Consider the following 19,735-nt stretch of genomic DNA (forward strand, 5'->3'; position numbering starts at 1 on the left):
CGGATGCACCATGAGGTGTGCATCCCCTGCCCATGCGCGGCTTGCTATAGTTCGCCCGCCCTCAATCCATCACGGATTCGTTCTACATGCCCAACTTCCGTCCGCTTGCCATCGCCCTGGGCATCAGCCTGGCGACCCTGGTTCCGACCCACGATGCGTTCGCCGCCAAGAAGAAGGCCGCACGCGCCCCGGCCGTCAGTGCGCAGTGCAGCGATTTCTACGACGCCACCAATGCAGGTTGGCTGAAGGCCAACCCGGTGCCGCAGGCCGGCGCCGCCACCGCACTGGGCCAGCTGGTCGACCGCAGCCGGCAGCAACAGCGTGAACTGCTGGACGCCTCGATGAAGGCGCCGCAGGGCAACGTGCAGAAGCTGCTGGGCGACTTCTGGGCCAGCGGCCTGGACGAAGCGGCCGTGGAAGCCGACGGCTCCAACCCGATCGCACCGCTGCTGACCCGCATCAACGCGATCAAGAAGGCCAAGGATGTCCCGGCCTCGATCGCCGCGCTGCACCAGGTCGGCATCCCGGTGGCCTTCAACTTCGGTCCGGACGTGGACCTGAAGGCGCTGGACCGCCACATCGGTTACTTCATGCAGGGTGGCATGGGCCTGCCTGATCCGGCCTTCTATACCCGCACCGACGCCGACACCGTCGCGTTGATGGGCCGCTACCGCAACTACGTCAAGCAGATCCTCGCACTGACCGGCACCCCGGCGGCCAAGCTGGACGCCGAGTCACAGGCGGTGATCGCGCTGGAAACCGAACTGGCCCGCAATGCGCAGTCGCTGGCGGGCATCAACAATCCGTTCAACAACTACGCGCCGATCTCCACCAAGGACCTCAACAGCCGCTACCGCAACCTGCAGCTGGATGCGTTCCTGAAGGCGCAGGGCGTCAACGATGACTTGGTGTCGCTGGCCGATCCGGCGCTGTTCAAGCAGCTCGACGGCATGGTCACCAAGCTCAAGCCGGACCAGTGGAAGGCCTACCTGCGCTGGCGCGTGGGCGACTCGATGGCGCCGTACCTGTCCAAGGCGTACCGCGACGCGGAGTTCGAGTTCCGTGGCCGCGTGCTGCGTGGCGAGACCCTGCCGCCGCAGCGCTGGGAAAGCGTGCTGGACGCGATCAACGTGGCCGCTGGCCCGATGGTCGGCCGCGAATACGCAGCCCGTTACCTGTCCGCCGAAGACCGCCGCCAGGCGGCCTGGATCGTCGACAAGGTGCGTGAAGTGCAGATCGAAGCGGTCAAGAACAACAGCTGGATGAGCGCCGAGGCCAAGACCGAAGCACAGGCCAAGCTGGCCGCGCTGAAGATCGAGATCGGCACCCCGCTGCGCGACCTGGACTACAGCGTGCAGCCGATGGGCCGTGGCTCGTTCGGCGGCAACATGCTGATCGCGTCCACCTGGCGCCACCGCGAGGAAATGAAGCGCATCGGCAAGGGCAACGCCGACCGCCGCTGGGACGTGCTGCCGCAGCAGCCGTCGCTGGCCTATGACCTGGCGCAGAACCGGCTGATCGTCACTGCGGCGATCCTGCAGGGCCCGGTGTTCAACGCCAAGGCCGATGCCGCGGACAAGTTCGGCAGCTTCGGCGGCCTGGTCGGCCACGAGCTGACCCGTGCGATCGATGCCAAGGGTGCGCTGGTCGATGCCAAGGGTGAACTGCGCAGCTGGTGGACCCCGGCCGACAAGACCGCCTGGACGCTGCTCGGCACCCGTGTCGCCACCCAGTACGGCGCCTACGAGTTCCCCGGCGTGAAGGGAGCCAAGGTCAACGGCACGCTGACCCAGGAAGAGAACCTGGCCGACATCGCCGGTCTGGAGCTGGCCTGGGCCGCGTACACCGCGCAGGAGCCGAAGGCCAAGCCGGCACAGCAGCAGGGCTTCTTCCGCGCCTGGGCCGCGCTGTGGCCGCAGCAGCTTTCGCCGAACGAGGCCGCACGCCGCCTGACCGCCGACATCCGTGCACCGGGCCGCTGGCGCACCAACGGCCCGCTGTCGAACCTGCCGGCTTTCGGCGCCAGCTTCAGCTGCAAGCCGGGCCAGCCGATGCAGCGCACCGACGGCGAGCAGATCAAGGTCTGGCGCTGAGGTTCATGCAACAGCGGTAACGGAAAGGGCGCCTTCGGGCGCCCTTTTTTGTTGAGAGCTCTGCTGGAAAAGGACCCTGACGAATCAGGGCCAAGCCAACCCATGCGGAGAGTGAGCCGCTATGCGCGCAGGTCAGAAGTCGTACGAGGCGGTCAAGCGAACCGTTCGCGGCGGCGTGAAATAACTGCCCATTCCGTAGAGATTGGAGACCGTATCCGGACCCGTCTGATACTTCGCCGTCGACTGCAGCTGGCGCCGCTGGTTGAGTACGTTGAAGACATTCAACCCCAGGCCAAGGCGGTTGTCGGCAGACGCAGGCCGGTACATCACGCCTATGTCCAGCTGCGCCGTCCACGGCTGCCGGCCGGCATCACCGGGCCGTGACGGCTCACCGTTGCAATAGTGGTACGCCGATCCATAGCCATGCGCCGGATCGCTCTGGTCGCTTCCGTAGTAACCCAGGCAGCTCTTGGGCATGCCCGACATCACACGAACCGTCGACGAGGCCGTCCATTCGTCATTGATCTGGTAGGCGCCGAACGCCTTCAACTGGTGCCGGCGATCATTGGCGAGGTAGCCACCGGCGTACTCCATCAGCGACACCGCATCCCAGTCCTGGGTCTTGGAAACATCATCCTGACCGATATCGGACTTCACCTGTCCTTCGGTGTTCCCGAAGCTACGTGACCAGGTGTAGTCCAGGCGCGCGTACCAGCGCTCGGACATCGGGTGTTCGATGAACAGATCGACCGCCACGTACTCGCGCTTGGCCTTCTTGCCGTCGTAGCCCCAATCGGACGTGCTCATGCTGACCGGCGTATAGCCGGACCCATCGCGATGGCGTACCTGGAACGTATTGGTCTGCCCCGGGTTGAAGATCACGCAGCCCGGGAGCTCGTACGCGTCGGTATCCAGCCCCATGCCAGCGAGCCGGTCGGCGAAGCGATCGGAATCACAGGTGTCGTCAATGGCCGACTGCAGCCGCCGGAAGGTCAGTTTTGCGCCACTGTTCCAGCTACTGCCCAGGGTTTTCTCGAAACCCAAGATCAGCTCATCCTGGTACTGGGAACGCAGGTCTGTGGGCGCCACCGAACGGGGATCCGGAGCCTGGCCGTACTCGTTGTTTGTTGATACTGGACCATTGCCCAAAGGCGTCAGGCCCGTGGGGTTGCCGTCGGCATCAATGCCGGTATACGTAAAATACTCACGGGTGTAGGTCGACGCGGACGCACCACGGATGGCCACACTGTTGGGCAATGCCAGGTAGTAGCGGCCCAGGTTGGCGAAGACCTTCAACGACGCGTCACCGAACACATCCCAACTGGCGCCCAACCGTGGCGCCCACTGGTCGCCACTTTCCACATACGCGCGTCCATCGCTGTTGTAGTTGGTGAAACGATCATTCCGCAGGCCCAGCGTCAGCAACCACTCGGGCGTCAGCTGCCAGCGGTCTTCCAGGTAGTAGGCCTTCTGCTTCACCGACATGCTGGTGGTGGTGGAGAAGATGTATTTCTGCACAAAATAGCCATTGCCGCCCGGCGGTGCGATGCCGAAGCCGGGGTTGGGCGACGCACCCGGATTGCCGCGGGAGTAGATCCAGGCATGACCCGGGCCGGTCATGGACTGCCCTTCGTTGTGCGCCCGATAGGTCATGTTGTCGACGCCAGCGGTCAGCTCGTGGTTGCCGATGCGGTACTGCAGGTCCATGCGCAGCCCCTGCGTGGTACTCCCCGCATCAGAAGCCTTGGTGTACAGGCCAGCCTGGTCATTGCGAACCGGGGCTCCGCCAGTGAGGGACGGATCCTGGTTCCCGGCACCACTGATGAAGGGGTTGCCCGAATCCAGTGGGTTGAATTCCAGGTTGCCGACGCGGGTGCGCCCCCACACTGCGCTCAAGGTCAGGTCGTCGTTGAGATACCCCGTGTACTTGAAGATATCGACGTCCGTCGTGGCCTTGGTCGTATTGGGAAACGTGCCCGTGCGATCCCCCTCGGTCAAGGTGTCGTAGTCGAACCCGGTGTAGTAACCACCGGAACGATCAGTGTCCTGGAAACGGGTGTACTCGAGAATGTTGCTGTCATTGATGTTCCAGTCGATTTTGCCGTAGAACTTCGGTGTATCCACGCGGTAATGGTTGCGTGCCTGCTGCGCAGATGCCTCGCTGGCGGTTGAAACGCCCTCACGCCGGTTGGATTCAGCGGCCAAGTGAATGAACAGGCGATCCTCAATCAGGGGTCCGCTGACATATCCGCTGTAGGTGGTTGTGGTCGCCTTGTCCCCTCGACGGTAACGGTACAAAGTGCCGGGCTTGGACTCGTTCTCGTAGGCATACCCATCCGGCAGGGCCATGTCGGGGTAGTTGACCGATTCCGGCGACTCGGCAAGCTCCGCCGGTGTCCACGCCACCTGGGCACCGAACCGCCACCTGTTGGTACCGCGCTTTCCCAGTTGGTTGATGACACCGCCTGTGGAACGGCCATAACCCGCACCGTACCCACCGGTGAAGGTCTCCTGCTGATCGATGGATCCATAGGGCAGGCTGATCCCACCGAGGTTATTCAGCGGGTTGGTGACATTGAAGCCGTTGAGGTAGTAGGCGTTCTCGGTGACGCTGGCGCCACCGAACGACAGCACCGATCGCGAACCGTTGGAGAATTCACCGCTACCGGCGACCACCCCAGGGGCCAGCAAAGCGATGGCCTCGGCACTTCGGCCCAGCGGCAGCACATCCAGTTGTTCGGACGTGATGACGGACTTCGACACGGTGTGGGTCACATCGATTTTCGGCAGGTTCGCTGCGGTGACGTTGACCGCGTCCAGCGTGGTGGCCGGCCCATGTGCAGCGAAACTTACATCGGTACCACTGCCCACGCGCAGCTGGACGTTCTCCTGCTGCTCGATGACACGGCCGTCGCGCTGTACGCTGACGCTGTAGCGCCCCACCGGCAATGCGCCGAAGCTGTAGCGCCCCTGTGCATCGACGACTACCGTCCGCCGTAGACCGCTTTCGCTCTGGGCGACAACGGTAGCGCCTTCGGCACCGGCTGCGGTGCCGAACAACGTGCCGGTCGTGCTCTGTGCAGCAACGGCACCAACGATGGAAAACAACACTGCCGAAAGCGCGCTGCGCTTCAACACACGATGCGTGGATGCAAATGCCATGAAGCTCTCTCCCGTAATGAAACTGACGGGGATTTATAGGCACGGGTGTTCCTCGCAAGGCAGTGCTGCAACCCGCGATGAATCAGGGCAGAAGCGTCAGCAAGCAGGCATCGGCGACGCCTCTGAATCGGGACATACAGCTGAAAACATGGGGATTTCAGCCAATCAGTGGCACCGTCGCGACGGCATCCGCAGCGGGGCACCAGCGGTTATATCCGTCACATGAACACGGTTGATGGGTTCTGTTAAGCGTTCAATACGACAGCCCCGCGTTCTGGTTCCGACACTCGTGGTGTATCCAGCGCTGCACCGACACCCATCACAACGCCTCCAACGTTCCGCGGTAATGCACGATCCGCCCCACCACCGGCGCGCCGATCTCCACGTCGAAGACGAAGCGCCCATCCTCATCACTCTCGAAACTGTTCTCCCCGGGCAACAGCCACTGCGGCAACGGCAGGCCCAGGATCGACCAGCGTCTCGGCACCAGTTGCAGCCGCCCGTTGTCGACCAGAAGTGCCAACGCTACCGATACCGCACCGAACCGTTCGACCAGCAGCGCTTCGTTGCGCCCCTGCCCCTGCGTCTGCAACGAAGAGAAACGACGGCCGGCAAAGGTCCGCGTCCAGCGCTCCCCCCCCGCCTCTGCGGTGAACTCGACGCTGACCGGCACTGCCTCGCCCGCTGCCGGAAAACCGAACACGTTCCCCAGCAACCGCGACAACACCCCACCACCGCGTTCGACCGATGCCGTCCCGCTCCAGCGCTTGGCGGCAGACGGTGCATGCAACGCCTGCACGCTGGCCGGCAGCTGCGCGTACGCGCTGCCCAGCAGGCGCTGGTACAGGCTGGCACCGGGCATGTCGCGGCGGAAACCGGTATGGATCGTGCGTCCGTCGAACAGCCGGTCGTAGTCGGACAGTTCCAGCGCATGCGTGGCCGGGCGTGCACCCGGTGACGGCCGATCACCGGCCAGCTGCTTGCGGATCACCGCTTCGATCGCCATCGACGGAATGTACGGGCCGTCATCGGCCTCGGCCAGCAGGTGCCAGCTCTGTTCCACACGCGCACCATCGCGGGTGCCCACGGCACGCACGATCATGCCGCCGCGATGCTCGCCGAACTTCATCAGGTTCAACACGGTATAGAACAACCGCGAGCATGGCTCCAGCGATGGCAGTTTCAGGTGCAGGCGCGCCTTGGCCAGCAGATTGAGCACGCGATGCAGGATCTCCGGCACCGGGCCAGCCCCCATCCAGATGTCGGTCATCGTCGGATGTTCGGGTGGCAACACCTGTAGATCCGGCACATCCACCAGCGAGAAATGCAGGTTGCGCAGCGGCAGTCGCCCCGGCACCGCGACGGTGAAGCGGCGACTCTCGGCCAGGCCGATGCCGTGCCCATCGCGACCGCTGCGGCGCAGCTTCACCGGCGAACCGGCATAGCCGACCACCGCCCGCATCACGTTCAGGCCGATGCCGGCATACGGCGATGGCGCGATGCCGCCTTCCACGCTGACGATATCCATGTGCGTGGCCATCTCGCGCAGCACTGCCGCGGTCAATACCGGGAAACTGCTGACGCCGGACAGTGCGTAGATGCCAGCCGCCCTGGCCTGCGCGTCGTACTGCGAAACGCCGAATACGAAGTCTGCCGCGTCGGCGAAGTCCAGATAATCAATGCCGGCGGCAATGCAGGCTTCGATCGCGCCATAGCGGTGTTCGCCATAGTCCTGGAAAGGACCGGAGGCATCCACCACCAGCTCCGGTCGCTCGGCCTGCAGGGCCGTGGCCAGCTGCTGCCGCTCGACCTGCAGTGGACGCAGCCTCGATTGCCCCACATAGCTTGCGCAGAAGGCCTGCGCCGCTGCCAGGTTGCGGCCACCGATCAGCAGTTCCAGCATCGGCAGGTCGGCCAGCAAGCGGACCAGACGCCCTCCGAATACACCATAGCCACCCAGAATCAGGATCTTCACGCATCATCCCTGTCGTGTCGTCTGGCCATGGTAGCGCGGCGCCGGCAGCTCCCGCAGTGCAGCACGATCCGGCATTAACACCGCCCATGCTATCGCTGCGCCTTCGTCCACTGCGGAGCCCCGCCATGGCCCACAAGAACACGATCTGCGTCTGGTATGACAACGGTGCGCTCGAGGCCGCCACGTTCTATGCGAAGACCTTTCCCGACAGCGAAGTAACCGCTGTGCATCACGCGCCCGGCGACTTCCCCGACGGCAAGCAGGGGGACGTGCTCACCGTCGAATTCACGGTCTGCGGCATTCCCTGCGTCGGCCTCAATGGTGGCCCGAGCTTCAAGCACAGCGAAGCGTTCTCGTTCCAGATTTCCACCGAGGATCAGGCCGAGACCGATCGCCTGTGGAATGCCATCGTCGGCAACGGTGGCCAGGAAAGCCAGTGCGGCTGGTGCAAGGACCGCTGGGGCGTGTCCTGGCAGATCAGTCCGCGCATGCTGATCGACGCGGTGACCAGCAAGGACAAGGCCCTGGCCAAGCGCGCCTTCAACGCGATGATGCCGATGAAGAAGATCGACATCGCCACCATCGAAGCGGCGATCCGCAACGCATGACGACGTTGGACACGATCATCGTTGGTGGCGGCCACAACGGGCTGGTGTGCGCGGCGTATCTGGCCCGCGCGGGGCAACGGGTGCTGGTGCTGGAACGTCGCGGCATCCTTGGCGGCGCGGCTGTCACCGAGGAGTTCCACCCGGGCTTCCGCAACTCGGTGGCCTCGTACACGGTGTCGCTGCTGCAGCCGAAGGTGATCGAGGAGCTGCAGCTGCATGCGCACGGGCTGCGCATCGTCGCGCGGCCAGCCAACAACTTCCTGCCATTGCCTGACGGTCGCTACCTGCTGTCCGCACCTGGCCGCACCCAGGCCGAGGTGGCGAAGTTCTCCGAACGTGATGCGCAGGCGCTGCCCGCCTATGAAGCGCGCCTGGAGGTATTTGCCAATGTGCTGCGCGACTGGGCGCTGCGCCCGCCGCCCGACCTCGGGGTGATGCCTGGCTGGCGTGCGTTGCCGGCGTTGTGGCAGATGGGCCGGTTGGGACGGGAGCTGGCCGCACTGGACCCTGCACTGCGCCAGGAACTGCTGGACCTGTTCACGCTGTCGGCCGCCGAGTACCTGGATCGCTGGTTCGAAAGCGAGCCGATCAAGGCCCTGTTTGGTTTCGATGGCATTGTTGGCAACTACGCCAGCCCGTACACGCCAGGCAGCGCCTACGTACTGCTGCATCACGTGTTCGGCCAGTGCAACGGGGTCAAGGGCGCGTGGGGCCACGCCATCGGTGGCATGGGCGCGATCAGCCAGGCCATCGCCGCGTCCGCGCGTGCGGCCGGCGCCAAGCTGCGCGTCGATGCCGGCGTGCAACGCCTGCTGGTTGAGGACGGGCGCGTGGTCGGCGTCGCGCTGTCCGGCGGCGAGAGCCTGCGCGCACGTGCCGTGGTGGCCAACGTCAACCCGAAGCTGCTGTACGAACAACTGCTGCAGCCCGCCCAGGTTCCCGCCACCACCCGTGAACGCATGGCGAACTGGCGCTGCGGCTCGGGCACGTTCCGGATGAACGTCGCGCTGTCGCGGCTGCCGGATTTCCGCGCCCTGCCCGGTCCCGGCGATCACCTCAGTGCCGGCATCATCATGGCGCCCAGCCTGGATTACATGGACCGTGCCTGGCTGGACGCACGTCGCGAGGGCTGGTCGCGCAAGCCCATCGTGGAGATGCTGATTCCGAGCACGCTGGATGATTCGCTGGCGCCACCCGGGCAGCATGTGGCCAGCCTGTTCTGCCAGCACGTGGCGCCGGAGCTGCCCGATGGCCGACACTGGGATGATCACCGCGATACCGTCGCCGACCTGATGATCGCCACCGTCGATCACTTCGCCCCCGGCTTCGCCGACAGCGTGCTTGGTCGACAGGCACTGTCACCCTTGGATCTGGAACGGACGTTCGGGCTGATCGGTGGCGACATCTTCCACGGTGCGCTCAGCGCCAACCAGCTGTTCTCGGCGCGGCCGATGGTCGGCCAGGCAGGCTATCGCGGCGCCCTGCCCGGCCTGTACCTGTGCGGTGCGGGTACCCATCCGGGCGGCGGGGTCACCGGCGCGCCCGGGCACAACGCGGCGCAGGTGGTGCTGGCCGATGCATGAAATGCGCGCCAACCAAGGTTGGCACCTACCGGCGTCAAGGCGTGCCAATCAAGATTGGCATCTACCTGCGTGGGACAAGGTGTGCCGACCAACGGTCGGCACCCACCTGCGCCTCACTTGACGCTGCGCAGGTGGTTCGGGCGCTTCGGCGGGCCCGGCGGACGACGCTTGTTGAACGGCGGTTGGCCACGCCAGTAGCGGATCAGCAGCCAGCCGAACAGCATGCCGCCCAGATGCGCGAAATGGGCCACGCCCGGCTGCCAGCCGGTCATGCCCAGCACCAGCTCGCCCACGCCGAACAGGATCACGAACGTACGCGCCTTCATCGGAATCGGCGGGAACAGCAGCATCACCCGCTGGTTGGGGAACAGCATGCCGTAAGCCAGCAGCAGGCCGAACACACCACCGGACGCACCCAGCACCGTGGCCGGATTGTCGAGCATCGTACCGACCAGCAACTGGCACAGGCCGGCGCCGACCACGCACACCAGGTAGTAGGTCAGAAAGCGCTTCTCACCCCAGGTCTGTTCCAGCGGCGCGCCGAACATGAAGACGGCCAGCATGTTGAAGAACAGATGGAAGAAACTGCCATGCAGGAAGCCGTAGGTCAGCAGCTGCCAGGGCTGGAAATTGCCGCCCGGCGAGAACGCATCGAACCCCTGCTGCAGCGGCTGCAGCATGAACGGCTCGAAGGTCTGCATGCCGAGCAGGAACGGCTGCTGCAGCAGGAACAGGATCGCGTTGGCGATCAACAGGGCCTTGGTGACGGTTGGCAGTCGCGGGAACATGGGGACACCGGCATGGAACGGCCTCCATCATAGCCGCAGCACCGGCCCTTTTTGACCAGAGCGGACGGTCGCCCGTTCAGTCGCAGGCAGCGATCAGCCCGGCCCCCATACGGCCGCATCCAGCGCCGCCGCCGGGTCGGTCGCGGGCATCCGCACCCGGCCGTTTTCGACGATGACACCCTCGGCGCGCAGCCGCTGCGATTGTTCGCGCCAGCCGGCCGAACCTTCAGCCATGGCGATGCGCCCGTCCGAGCGCAGCACCCGGTGCCAGGGCAGCGAGGGGTCGTCATTCTGGCCGAGGATGCGTGCGGTCAGCCGGGCGCGTCCGGGCAGGCCGGCGCGCATCGCGACCTGCCCGTAGCCCATCACCTGCCCTGGCGGGATCGCATGGATCACCGCCAGGATGCGGGCGCGTGCCTGCTCCGGCGTCAGCGGCGCAGCCGCGTCACCAGCAGCACGCCGATCAGGACCAGCACGGTGCCGGCGATCTGCGCCGGCCCCATCGGTTCGTCGAGCAGCCATAGGCTCATCACGATGGTGGAAACCGGGCCCAGCATACCCACCTGCGCAGCCAGCGACGAGCCGACGCGCTGCACCGCCAGCATGATCGCCAGCACCGGCAGCACGGTGCAGACCGTCGCGTTGATCAGCGACAGCCACTGCACGGCAGCGGGGGCCTGCCACAGCAACGGCAGCGGATGGGTAATGGTGAAATGCAGCAGCACCAGTACGCTGGCCACGCAGCTGGCGTAGGCAGTCAGGCGCACCGCGCCGATACGGGCGACCACCTGGCCGCTGCCGAACAGATAGAGCGCGTAGCTGAGCGCACTGCCCAGCACCAGCAGGCTGCCGAGGATGATCTGCCCACCCTCGCGCTGCAGGTCATGGCCGAACGCGATCAGCACGCCGAGATAGCTGAGCACCAGCGCGCCGACCTGCCACCGACCCGGCCGCTGCCGCGCCAACAGCACGTTGATCAGCAGCACCAGGGTCGGGTTCAAGTACAGGATCAACCGTTCCAGGGTCACGCTGATGTACTGCAGGCCCTGGAAATCCAGCAGGCTGGACAGGTAGTAGCCGGTGAAGCCAAGCCACAGCACGCGCGCGCGGTCGGCCCAGGACAGTCGCTCGGCACGGCGCGAGGCCCACACCGCCATCAGCGCGAACAGCGGCAGCGCCATCAGCATGCGCAGCGCCAGCAGCGTGGTCGCGTCCACGCCATGGCGCAGCCCCAGCTTGACGATGATCGCCTTGCCAGAGGCGGCGATGGCGCCGATCGCAGCCAGGCCGATGCCGCCCAGAGCGATGCGCGGGGACGTGGTGGCGATACGGGGGGAAGAAGTGGACATCAGGAAAAAAACGGGCCGCATGGGCGGCTGGAAGCAGCCGGATTGCTTCCAATTGTCTCATGGCACTTGCGGGCGAACGATCCGATGTCCGTTCATGCTCACTGCAACTCCTGATCCACGCATGGCGTGGATCCACGTGTCGACCAAGGTCGACACCCACCAACAGCAACACAGAACGCAGTTCCGACAGATCGCAGGAACCTGTCGAAGGCGGGGTGGGTCCGGTTGCGGGGGTGTCTGCGGTTGAGGTTGCCGGCCAGCGGCCGGCACTACCGTGAGTGTCGGCTCAGCGCATCAACACCACTTCTTCAGCAGATGTCGGGTGGATCGCCACCGTGTCGTCGAACTGGGCCTTGGTCGCACCCATCTTCACCGCCACCGCGAAACCCTGCAGGATCTCGTCGGCCGCTTCGCCGAGCAGGTGCACCCCCACCACGCGCTCCTCCGGGCCGGCGCAGACCATCTTGAACAGGCTGCGCTGGGTGCCGTTGGCCAGCGCCTGCAGCATCGGCCGGAACCGGCTGTGGTACACCGTCACCTGCTCGAAGCGCGCACGTGCATCTTCCTCGCTCATGCCTACCGCGCCCAGCGGCGGGTGCGAGAACACCACGCTGGCCACGTTGTCGTAGTCCATCTTCGCTTCCGGGCGGCCACCAAACAGACGATCCATCAGGCGTCGCGCTGCAGCCACGGCGACCGGCGTCAGGCCGACCTTGCCTGCGATGTCACCGACCGCATGCACGCTTGGCACCGCCGTGGTCTGCCACGCGTCCACCTCCACCTGCTGGTGTTCGCCGATGCCGATGCCCAGTGCTTCCAGGCCGAGCTCCTTGCTGTTGCCGCGCCGGCCGGTAGCGAAGAACACCGCGTCGAACACGCTGTCGATCGGGCCGTCATGGCCGAACGCGCGCACGCGTTCGCCGTCGCGCTTCAACTCACGCAGACGGTAATCGAAGTGGATGCGCACGCCCTGCTGGCGCAGGTTCTCGGCCAACTGCGCGGTCAGCTCGTAGTCGAAGCGCTCCAGCAGGCGGCTGCCACGTACCAGCAGGCTCACCTTGCTGCCCAGCGCCTGCAACAGCCCGGCAAGTTCCACCGCGATGTAGCCGCCGCCGATGATGGCGACCTCGGCCGGTGCCGCGCGCAGGTCGAAGAAATCATCGGATACCAGGCCCAGTTCGGCGCCGGGAATGTCCGGCCGCTGCGGATGGGCGCCGGTGGCGATGAGGATCTGCGCAGCGCTGTAACGCACGCCATCACTGCACGCCACGGTGTGCGCATCCAGCAGATGGCCGCGGGCCGGGATGCGCACCACGCCGGTTTCATCCAGGCGCTTGTGATAGCTGGCGTGGATGTTGCTGATGTAAGCCTGGCGATGAATCACCAGTTCCTTCCATGACAGCGCCGGACGCGGCGCCACGTCGAAGCCCATCGCGCTGGCCAGGCCGATGCGCTCGGCCAGATCGGCGGCCAGCCACATCGCCTTCTTCGGCACGCACCCGACATTCACGCAGGTCCCCCCCAGTTCACCCGGCTCCAGCAGGGCAACCCGCTTGCCATGCTGCGCAGCGCGGATGGCACCGGCCAGGCCAGCGGAACCGCCGCCAAGGACGATCAGATCGTAATCATAAGAGGGAGTATTCATCGCAATCGCTCGAATCGACAGGGAAGATGGCGGGCGAGCGCCCGCAACGAAGATCGGCAGGCAGCGGGTTGGCGCCGTCACCCATGCTGCTGCGAGCATGCCACGGCCCGCTGCAGGCCAGACGTGAGGGCATGCAGCCACGCAGGTCGAAACGCGCGCGGCCGGCATCGATCACGCCTGCCCGGCCCCACGGCGCAGTGCTGGCCACTGCCGGTACGTCATCGCACGCCACAGCCATTCCATCGGACCAAAGCGGAAACGGCGCAGCCACAGATGGCTGAAGATCACCTGCGCTGCAAACAGCAGCAGTGCCAACAGCAGCTGCCAGGCACGCGGCAGCACGTCGAACCATCCCAGCCCGTAGTGATAGAACAGCAGCGTGCAGACCACCGATTGGGCAAGGTAGTGGGTCAACGCCATCCGACCGACCGGCGCCAGCCAGCCCATGCGCGCGCGCCAGTGGACGATCCAGGCCAGGTAGCCCAGGCACATCGGCACACCGCCCACGGCCACCAGTGCCATTGCCGTGGTGGTCGGCAGGTCATAGACACCCGGCGCCAGATACGGCCTCCACAACACACCTGCCAGGGTGGCCAGCAGGCCCAGCGGCAACGCGATCCAGCGCAGGCCGGCATACAACCGCGGGAAACGCTCCGGCGCGGTCAATGCGCCGCTGCCGGCGAACCAGGCCCCCAGCAGGAACATGCCCAGCACTTCGGGCCCGGAAATGAACATGCCACCCAGCGACGCGCCGAACTCATGCAGGCGCTGCACGTTGGCCTGCATCCAGTCACCCTGGCCGTACACCAGGCGTTGCTGGTCGATGCCCTGCTGCGCGTCGACCAGCATCTTCTGCAGGTCCTGCGGGGTGGCCATCGACACCATCGCGCCGACCAGCAGCATCAGCGCAACACCCAGCGCATACACCAGCAACCCCATCCAGGGCAGCCAGCTGCGCGGTGCCTCACGGCAGGCCAGCAATGGCAGCGAGGCCAGCGCATACAGCACCAGGATGTCGCCCGACCAGACCAGCAGTGCATGGCACAGGCCGATCAGCAGCAGCCCGGCGCTGCGGCGCAGGTAGAACGGAGTGAACTGGCGGCCCGCCGCCTCGGCGCGCTGGGCCATCACCGCAAAGCCCGCCCCGAACAGCAGCGAGAACAGGGTGAAGAATTTTCCCTGCACGAACACATAGACGAACGCATCGGCCCAGTAGTCGATGCCCTGCCAATGCGCGTCGATGCCGGTAAAGGCCAGGTCCAGCGGCCCACTGAGGGCCTCGATGTTCATCAGCAGGATGCCCAGCAGGGCGAAGCCACGCAGTATGTCCAGCACGGCGATGCGTTCGCCGGAAGCCACCGGTTGCAGGGAAGGGGAAGCGGTATTCACGGGGCATCCGGCGTGCAGGTCCGTCATTATGCCGCCGGCCTGCGGGCCATGGATGGCCCCGCCCTGTTCCAGATACGCAACGGCCCGCCGAAGCGGGCCGTTGCTGCCATCACGATCGCGGTGCGATCAGTGCTGGTGACCACCGTCACCGTGGACGTGGCCGTGTTCGAGCTCTTCCTTGCCGGCTTCGCGCACTTCAACGATCTCGACGTTGAAATGCAGGTCCTTGCCGGCCATCGGATGGTTCAGGTCGACGTCGACCACGCTCATGCCGACCTTCTGCACGGTCACGGCACGCGGGCCGAAGTTGGTCTGCAGCACGACCTGCTGGCCCGGGACCAGCTTGGCGGTACCGAAGTGCTTCTTCGGCACGCGCTGGGACAGGCCGTCACGGCGCTCGCCATAGGCGTCGGCCGCCTTGACGTCGACCTCGAAGGTCGCGCCGGCTTCCTTGTCCATCATGGCGTTTTCCAGGCCCGGGATGATGTTGCCGTGGCCGATCAGGATCGCCAGCGGCTCGCCGCGGTCCTTGGACGATTCGATCGGCTCCTGGCCGGCCTCGGAGACGGTGTAGTGGAAGCGGACAACGCGGTCTTTTTCGATCTTCATGCGCAACTCTGTCTGGATCTGCCGGAGGCAGGCGGGTTGGGGCGGGTTGTCGCCCAGCGGGGACGCCGCCATCATGACGGCCAATCCAAGGTCGCGCATTATCCGGAGAACATGCACATCACGCCAGTTTCGTCCGGCACGCGCCGGCTCCTCGCGCCCGCCCTGCTGCTGGCCCTGCCCCTGCTGCTGACCGCCTGTGGCGGCGGCAAGGCCGTCCGTTCCGCCCCGCCACCGGCTGCGGCAAGCTGGCCCAGCACCACGCCGGACAACCCCGAGGCCGCCAATTCGGTGCTGATGCGTGCCATCAGCCTGGTCGGCACGCCCTATCGCTACGGTGGCAACACGCCCGAATCCGGCTTCGACTGCAGCGGCCTGGTGGCCTACGTCTACCGGGAAATGCTGGACCTGAAGCTGCCGCGGACCTCACGCGACCTGGCAGCGGTACAGGGGCCGAAGATCGACCCGAAGCGCCTGGCAACCGGCGACCTGGTCTTTTTTGGCAGTCGCGGCAGTGTCAGCCACGTCGGGATCTACGTGGGCGAAGGTCGATTCGTGCATGCCCCGAGCACCGGCGGAACGGTCCGCCTGGATTCCCTCAGTGGCCCCTATTGGAAGGACCACTACACAGGGGCCAAACGCGTCCTTCGCTAAAATGAACAGGCGATATGTTCAAAAGTGTGACATGTATCACTATGTAAATAACGATTTATTAACGGAATTTTTAACTTATTACTGCTTTTACAGGGCATGATGCCCCATCGTTTTTTTCCTTGTGACCGACGCGTGACGACAAACGACCCGACGTGCCAAGGCCAGACCGCCGCTTCTTCGCGTAGTGTCCGCCCGCTTCTGCTGGGCCTGGCATTGTGTCTGACCAGCCTTCCGGCCTGGTCGCAGTCCGCTCCCACCCGTACCGATGCGACCCCGGCTGCCACCGCCGAGACCGCCCCCCGCGCAGCCGCCAAGGCCGACGCCACCGCTCCGCAGCGCAGCCGCGCCGATGCCGCCGCCAGCGCCACCCTGGCCGCCCTGCTGCCGCACCTGGCCGCCAATGACACCATTCCCCTGATGGACCGCTCGGCCATGGTGGCCGGTGACCTCAGCCGCCTCCTCGCCAATTACGACACCAGCAGCGCCGCCAATGGCAGCGTCGTGGTCGGCAACGCTGCCGACAACGGCAAGGTGCAGTCGCTGCTGCGCCGGGCCATGACCCTGCTCGGTACCCCGTACCGTTGGGGTGGCAGCAATCCGGACAGCGGCTTCGACTGCAGTGGCCTGGTCGGTTACGTGTTCCGCTCGGCCCTGGGCATCGAACTGCCGCGCGTCTCGCGTGAAATGGCCCATGACGCCAATGCCGAACTGATCAACGACCGCGCCGCGCTGGCTGCAGGCGATCTGGTGTTCTTCGGCCGCAAGGGCCGGGTCGACCACGTCGGCATCTACGTGGGCGATGGCCGCTTCCTGCACGCCCCAAGCACCGGCAAGGACGTCCGCGTCGACACCCTGCTCACCGGCTACTGGGGCAACAAGTTCATGCAGGCCCGCCGGGTCGACCTCTGATCAGGGGTCATCTGCGCATTGCCTGAAAAGCCGCTGCCCTGCAGCGGCTTTTTCATTGGGCGGCTGGCCGAACCTGGGCCGCTGGCCGCTGGCTGCCGCTGGCTGCGTTGGTCCTTGATGTCGAGGTTGCAGTGACCGCGACAGGCCGACCGTGTTCGGCCACAGCATACCGGCGCGGGGCGGCGCGCCGGGTGCCCGGCTGGGCCGCCCGTGTTGCCTGGGGGGAAAGGAATGGCGGCAAGCCTGGAGATTCCATCGCGTTGCGCAATCTGGTTCGGTCAACCGCAGGCCGCCGAGCGGGGGGCGCTGGCGGCGGCCGGCTGGCAACTGCGCTGCGTCAGTCCTGGCCCTGCCATGGCCATCGGCCTGCGCAGCCGCGACCACCTGGTGGCCATCGTCGATCTGCGTCACCTGGATGCCGATGCCGTGCAGCTGCTGCTGCCGTGGATCGAGCGGCATCATCACCTGCCCTGGCTCGCCGTGCTGCCCGCTGGACTGGGCAGCGCTCCGCCCGCGTGGGGGCCGCTGCTGCGGACCTGCCGCGACCAGTTCGCGCTGCCGCTGGAACTGCACGATCTGCTGTCGGCAATGCAGCGACAGTGCGAGGGCGACGACGCGCTGCCACACACGGTCCGCGCGTCTGGCAGCCTGCCGACGCTGATCGGCGACAGCACCGCCCTGCTGTCGGTGCGCGCCTCACTGCATAAATTCGCTCCGGTTGACCTGCCGGTGCTGGTCACCGGCGAGACCGGCACCGGCAAGGAGCTGGCCGCGCAGGCACTGCATGCCTTGTCCGGCCGTGCCGGCAAGCCGTTCCTGGCGATCAACTGCGGCGCGATCCCTGTCAATCTGGTGCAGTCCGAACTGTTCGGCCACGAGCGCGGGGCCTTCACCGGCGCCGCGCAACGCCGCATCGGATTGTTTGAAAGTGCCCACGGCGGCACCGTGTTCCTCGATGAAGTCGGCGACCTGCCCGCCGACGCACAGACCAGCCTGCTGCGGGTGCTGCAGGAGGGGACGCTGGAACGGGTCGGCAGCAACCAGCCGCTGCGTGTGGACGTGCGCGTGCTGGCAGCCACCCACGTCGAACTGGAACAGGCGGTGGCCCAAGGCCACTTCCGCCGGGACCTGTACTACCGCCTCAATGTCCTGCGCCTGCCGATGCCCGCACTACGCGAACGCGGCAGCGATGTCCTGCTGTTGGCCGAGCACTTCCTGCGCGGTTTCCGCCACCACCACCCCGGCCGTGCACGCGGGTTTGATCCCGGCGCGCGCCAGGCCATGCGCGGGTTCGACTGGCCCGGCAACGTACGTGAGTTGTTGAACCGCGTGCAGCGGGCGGCGATCGTGGCCGAAGGCGAGCTGATCAGCGCCGCTGACCTGGACCTGGCAGAGCCCGACGCCCCTGCGCGGCGCGCGCTGCTGCAGGATGCGCGTGGCCAGGTGGAGCGCGATGTGCTGCTGCAGGCCCTGCGCCAGCATGGCTACAACGTCTCGGCGTGTGCGCGGCACATGCAGATCTCGCGGGTCACGATATACCGGTTGTGCCGCAAGCATCATCTGGAACTGCCGGCGCAGCGCTGACAACGCAGGAACCTGCACTGCCGGGCATGGCCCGACGCCGGCAAAGCGCGGCTGTGCAGCGCCGCGCCATGCCGGGCAGCCGCGCTTACAACATGTACGGCACCTTGAATGCCAGGGTGAAGTCCGGCGCATCCGGGGTCAGGCCGATGCCCAGCAGCGTCACCAGCGTGGTGTGCTGGTTCAACGCGTAGGTCACGCCGAGATTGAGCGAGGCCGCATTGGCATCGCTGCCGATCACCTTCACCCATTCACCGCCCTTGAACCGGGTCGAGGCACGCGTGCTGATCTTGTCGCTGAAGGAAATGCTCAGGCTGGTGCGCTCGTTGAACGCGAATGCCACGCCGGCACCGAAGTACACCGAACCGCCCAGTTTCACATCGCCGGGATTGACCGTATCCGGGTTGCTGTCGATATCGCTGAAACCGCGCGGGAACGAATGGATGTAGCCGGCGTTGGCGAACAGGATCGCCGGATCGGCGGTCTTCACCATCGATACGCCCAGGTTGGCCTGCCACACGCCATTGCCCGTCGGCTGTTCCTGCGGCACTGCGAAGCGGATGTAGTCATCGTCATCGCGCTCGATTACTTTCCAGTCCAACCCATAGGGCGCGCGGCCCGTTGGTGCGGTAACGCCACCGGTCAGCACCGTCTCCGGGCGCCAGCCGCGTTCGGAGAACAGCCGGTAATTGGCACTCAGGCTGACATCGCCGATGCCGCTGCCGTTGGTTTCTTCCTGCGCGATCGCCGCCGCGGCACCGCCGGCGCCGCCCTTCTGGTAGACCGTGCGCCGTGCCAGGTACGGCACGTCCATGTTCAAGGTAAGGTTGGGGCTGACGCCCCAGCGCGCGGCCAGGTTGTAGGTCAATGAATCCGATTCGACGTTCTCGATCGCGATGTTGCCAAGGAAGATCGCATCCAGGGCGAGGAACCCGTTGAGCGTGAGCTGCTTGCGGTCGTAGCGTGCATAGGTGAGGCCGTTTTCGATGGTGAACCGGCGCGAGAACAATGCCGCCTGCTGCTGCTTGACGTCATCCACGCTGCGCCGGGCCTCCTGCTTGGCCTGCTGTGCCTCGGCCGCGCTGCTGGCATAGCCCTCGCTGCTGGGCGGTAGCGCCGATGCCGCAGCCGGCGCCAACGGCGCAGCGGGCGTCGCACCGGGGCCTGCGCGACCGCTCAGCCGCGCCTGCATCGCCTGCACCTGCATGTCCAGTTCGCGCAGGCGTCGTACCTCCTGTGCGTAATTGGCCTTGAGCTGTTCCAGTTGCGCGATCAATGCCTGCATGTCGGCGCCATCACTGGGCGCAGGCTGCTGGGCGAAGGCAGTGGCCGCCAGCGCCGCCAGCGCCAGCGGAGTAAGCCGGTAGAGAGTGTGCATGTCGGTGACCTGCGT

Annotated in this window: 16 protein-coding genes; 7 read left to right on the top strand and 9 right to left on the bottom strand. The window is 66.0% G+C overall.

Features of this window, described 5'->3' with window-relative positions:
• Nucleotides 1-86 precede the first annotated feature (86 nt).
• Entirely contained in the window at nucleotides 87-2,093 is a 2,007-nt protein-coding gene (locus ACUXVE_RS05010) for a M13 family metallopeptidase (protein WP_117310950.1), read from the top strand.
• Between the two features lie 132 nt (nucleotides 2,094-2,225).
• Here ACUXVE_RS05010 and ACUXVE_RS05015 read toward each other — a convergent pair whose 3' ends face one another.
• On the bottom strand, nucleotides 2,226-5,255 hold the full coding sequence (locus tag ACUXVE_RS05015) for a TonB-dependent receptor (protein ID WP_222388641.1): 3,030 nt from the start codon (nucleotides 5,253-5,255) through the stop codon (nucleotides 2,226-2,228).
• On the opposite strand from ACUXVE_RS05015, the gene ACUXVE_RS05020 reads away from it, so the two are divergent.
• Entirely contained in the window at nucleotides 5,191-5,481 is a 291-nt protein-coding gene (locus tag ACUXVE_RS05020; protein WP_222391145.1) for a hypothetical protein, read from the top strand. The two genes, ACUXVE_RS05015 and ACUXVE_RS05020, sit on opposite strands and share 65 nt — an antisense overlap.
• A 93-nt stretch (nucleotides 5,482-5,574) precedes the next feature.
• Here ACUXVE_RS05020 and ACUXVE_RS05025 read toward each other — a convergent pair whose 3' ends face one another.
• Entirely contained in the window at nucleotides 5,575-7,230 is a 1,656-nt protein-coding gene (locus ACUXVE_RS05025) for a DUF4166 domain-containing protein (protein WP_445513935.1), read from the bottom strand.
• A 125-nt stretch (nucleotides 7,231-7,355) separates the two neighbouring features.
• Here ACUXVE_RS05025 and ACUXVE_RS05030 point away from each other — a divergent pair, with 125 nt between their 5' ends.
• Nucleotides 7,356-7,838 (top strand): VOC family protein, encoded by a 483-nt coding sequence (locus ACUXVE_RS05030; protein ID WP_080148336.1) that lies wholly within the window; start codon nucleotides 7,356-7,358, stop codon nucleotides 7,836-7,838.
• Complete coding sequence (locus ACUXVE_RS05035) at nucleotides 7,835-9,421, top strand: phytoene desaturase family protein (protein WP_445513936.1); 1,587 nt, start codon at nucleotides 7,835-7,837, stop codon at nucleotides 9,419-9,421. The genes ACUXVE_RS05030 and ACUXVE_RS05035 overlap by 4 nt, the downstream gene beginning before the upstream one ends.
• 113 nt (nucleotides 9,422-9,534) lie before the next feature.
• On the opposite strand, the gene ACUXVE_RS05040 is transcribed toward ACUXVE_RS05035, so the two are convergent.
• The 6 genes from ACUXVE_RS05040 to ACUXVE_RS05065 form a co-directional block, all read right to left on the bottom strand.
• Entirely contained in the window at nucleotides 9,535-10,209 is a 675-nt protein-coding gene (locus tag ACUXVE_RS05040) for a rhomboid family intramembrane serine protease (RefSeq protein WP_025876091.1), read from the bottom strand.
• A 93-nt stretch (nucleotides 10,210-10,302) separates the two neighbouring features.
• Nucleotides 10,303-10,731: an MGMT family protein gene (locus ACUXVE_RS05045; RefSeq protein WP_394122484.1), complete on the bottom strand. Its 429-nt coding sequence runs from the start codon at nucleotides 10,729-10,731 to the stop codon at nucleotides 10,303-10,305.
• On the bottom strand, nucleotides 10,638-11,558 hold the full coding sequence (locus tag ACUXVE_RS05050; protein WP_059064791.1) for a DMT family transporter: 921 nt from the start codon (nucleotides 11,556-11,558) through the stop codon (nucleotides 10,638-10,640). Before ACUXVE_RS05050 ends, ACUXVE_RS05045 begins: the two co-directional genes overlap by 94 nt.
• A 286-nt stretch (nucleotides 11,559-11,844) precedes the next feature.
• On the bottom strand, nucleotides 11,845-13,203 hold the full coding sequence (gorA, locus tag ACUXVE_RS05055; protein WP_093820670.1) for a glutathione-disulfide reductase: 1,359 nt from the start codon (nucleotides 13,201-13,203) through the stop codon (nucleotides 11,845-11,847).
• 171 nt (nucleotides 13,204-13,374) lie between these two features.
• A complete protein-coding gene (locus ACUXVE_RS05060) occupies nucleotides 13,375-14,619 on the bottom strand; it encodes a DUF418 domain-containing protein (protein ID WP_222388638.1) in 1,245 nt (414 codons plus the stop codon).
• Between the two features lie 99 nt (nucleotides 14,620-14,718).
• A complete protein-coding gene (locus ACUXVE_RS05065) occupies nucleotides 14,719-15,201 on the bottom strand; it encodes an FKBP-type peptidyl-prolyl cis-trans isomerase (RefSeq protein WP_093820710.1) in 483 nt (160 codons plus the stop codon).
• Nucleotides 15,202-15,312: 111 nt separating this feature from the next.
• Between ACUXVE_RS05065 and ACUXVE_RS05070 the strand changes: the two genes are divergently transcribed.
• The 3 genes from ACUXVE_RS05070 (at nucleotide 15,313) to ACUXVE_RS05080 (ending at nucleotide 18,345) form a co-directional block, all read left to right on the top strand.
• Nucleotides 15,313-15,852 (top strand): C40 family peptidase, encoded by a 540-nt coding sequence (locus ACUXVE_RS05070; protein ID WP_222391120.1) that lies wholly within the window; start codon nucleotides 15,313-15,315, stop codon nucleotides 15,850-15,852.
• A 132-nt stretch (nucleotides 15,853-15,984) separates the two neighbouring features.
• Nucleotides 15,985-16,761 carry a C40 family peptidase gene (locus ACUXVE_RS05075; RefSeq protein ID WP_033831682.1) on the top strand — a complete coding sequence of 259 codons (777 nt, stop codon included), beginning with the start codon at nucleotides 15,985-15,987 and terminating at the stop codon, nucleotides 16,759-16,761.
• A gap of 231 nt (nucleotides 16,762-16,992) precedes the next feature.
• Complete coding sequence (locus tag ACUXVE_RS05080) at nucleotides 16,993-18,345, top strand: sigma-54 interaction domain-containing protein (RefSeq protein WP_445513937.1); 1,353 nt, start codon at nucleotides 16,993-16,995, stop codon at nucleotides 18,343-18,345.
• Between the two features lie 85 nt (nucleotides 18,346-18,430).
• On the opposite strand, the gene ACUXVE_RS05085 is transcribed toward ACUXVE_RS05080, so the two are convergent.
• Nucleotides 18,431-19,720, bottom strand: coding sequence for a transporter (locus ACUXVE_RS05085; RefSeq protein ID WP_093820680.1), 1,290 nt, complete (start codon nucleotides 19,718-19,720; stop codon nucleotides 18,431-18,433).
• Nucleotides 19,721-19,735: the final 15 nt, after the last annotated feature.

The organism is Stenotrophomonas sp. 3(2025), from assembly GCF_052665395.1.

Coding starts and splice junctions, on each gene's coding strand:
- ACUXVE_RS05010 (WP_117310950.1), top strand. CDS start 87: ATGCCCAACTTCCGTCCGCTTGCCATCGCCCTGGGCATCAGCCTGGCG.
- ACUXVE_RS05020 (WP_222391145.1), top strand. CDS start 5,191: ATGGAAAACAACACTGCCGAAAGCGCGCTGCGCTTCAACACACGATGC.
- ACUXVE_RS05015 (WP_222388641.1), bottom strand. CDS start 5,255: ATGGCATTTGCATCCACGCATCGTGTGTTGAAGCGCAGCGCGCTTTCG.
- ACUXVE_RS05030 (WP_080148336.1), top strand. CDS start 7,356: ATGGCCCACAAGAACACGATCTGCGTCTGGTATGACAACGGTGCGCTC.
- ACUXVE_RS05035 (WP_445513936.1), top strand. CDS start 7,835: ATGACGACGTTGGACACGATCATCGTTGGTGGCGGCCACAACGGGCTG.
- ACUXVE_RS05040 (WP_025876091.1), bottom strand. CDS start 10,209: ATGTTCCCGCGACTGCCAACCGTCACCAAGGCCCTGTTGATCGCCAAC.
- ACUXVE_RS05045 (WP_394122484.1), bottom strand. CDS start 10,731: ATGGCTGCTCGACGAACCGATGGGGCCGGCGCAGATCGCCGGCACCGT.
- ACUXVE_RS05050 (WP_059064791.1), bottom strand. CDS start 11,558: ATGTCCACTTCTTCCCCCCGTATCGCCACCACGTCCCCGCGCATCGCT.
- gorA (WP_093820670.1), bottom strand. CDS start 13,203: ATGAATACTCCCTCTTATGATTACGATCTGATCGTCCTTGGCGGCGGT.
- ACUXVE_RS05060 (WP_222388638.1), bottom strand. CDS start 14,619: ATGACGGACCTGCACGCCGGATGCCCCGTGAATACCGCTTCCCCTTCC.
- ACUXVE_RS05065 (WP_093820710.1), bottom strand. CDS start 15,201: ATGAAGATCGAAAAAGACCGCGTTGTCCGCTTCCACTACACCGTCTCC.
- ACUXVE_RS05070 (WP_222391120.1), top strand. CDS start 15,313: ATGCACATCACGCCAGTTTCGTCCGGCACGCGCCGGCTCCTCGCGCCC.
- ACUXVE_RS05080 (WP_445513937.1), top strand. CDS start 16,993: ATGGCGGCAAGCCTGGAGATTCCATCGCGTTGCGCAATCTGGTTCGGT.
- ACUXVE_RS05085 (WP_093820680.1), bottom strand. CDS start 19,720: ATGCACACTCTCTACCGGCTTACTCCGCTGGCGCTGGCGGCGCTGGCG.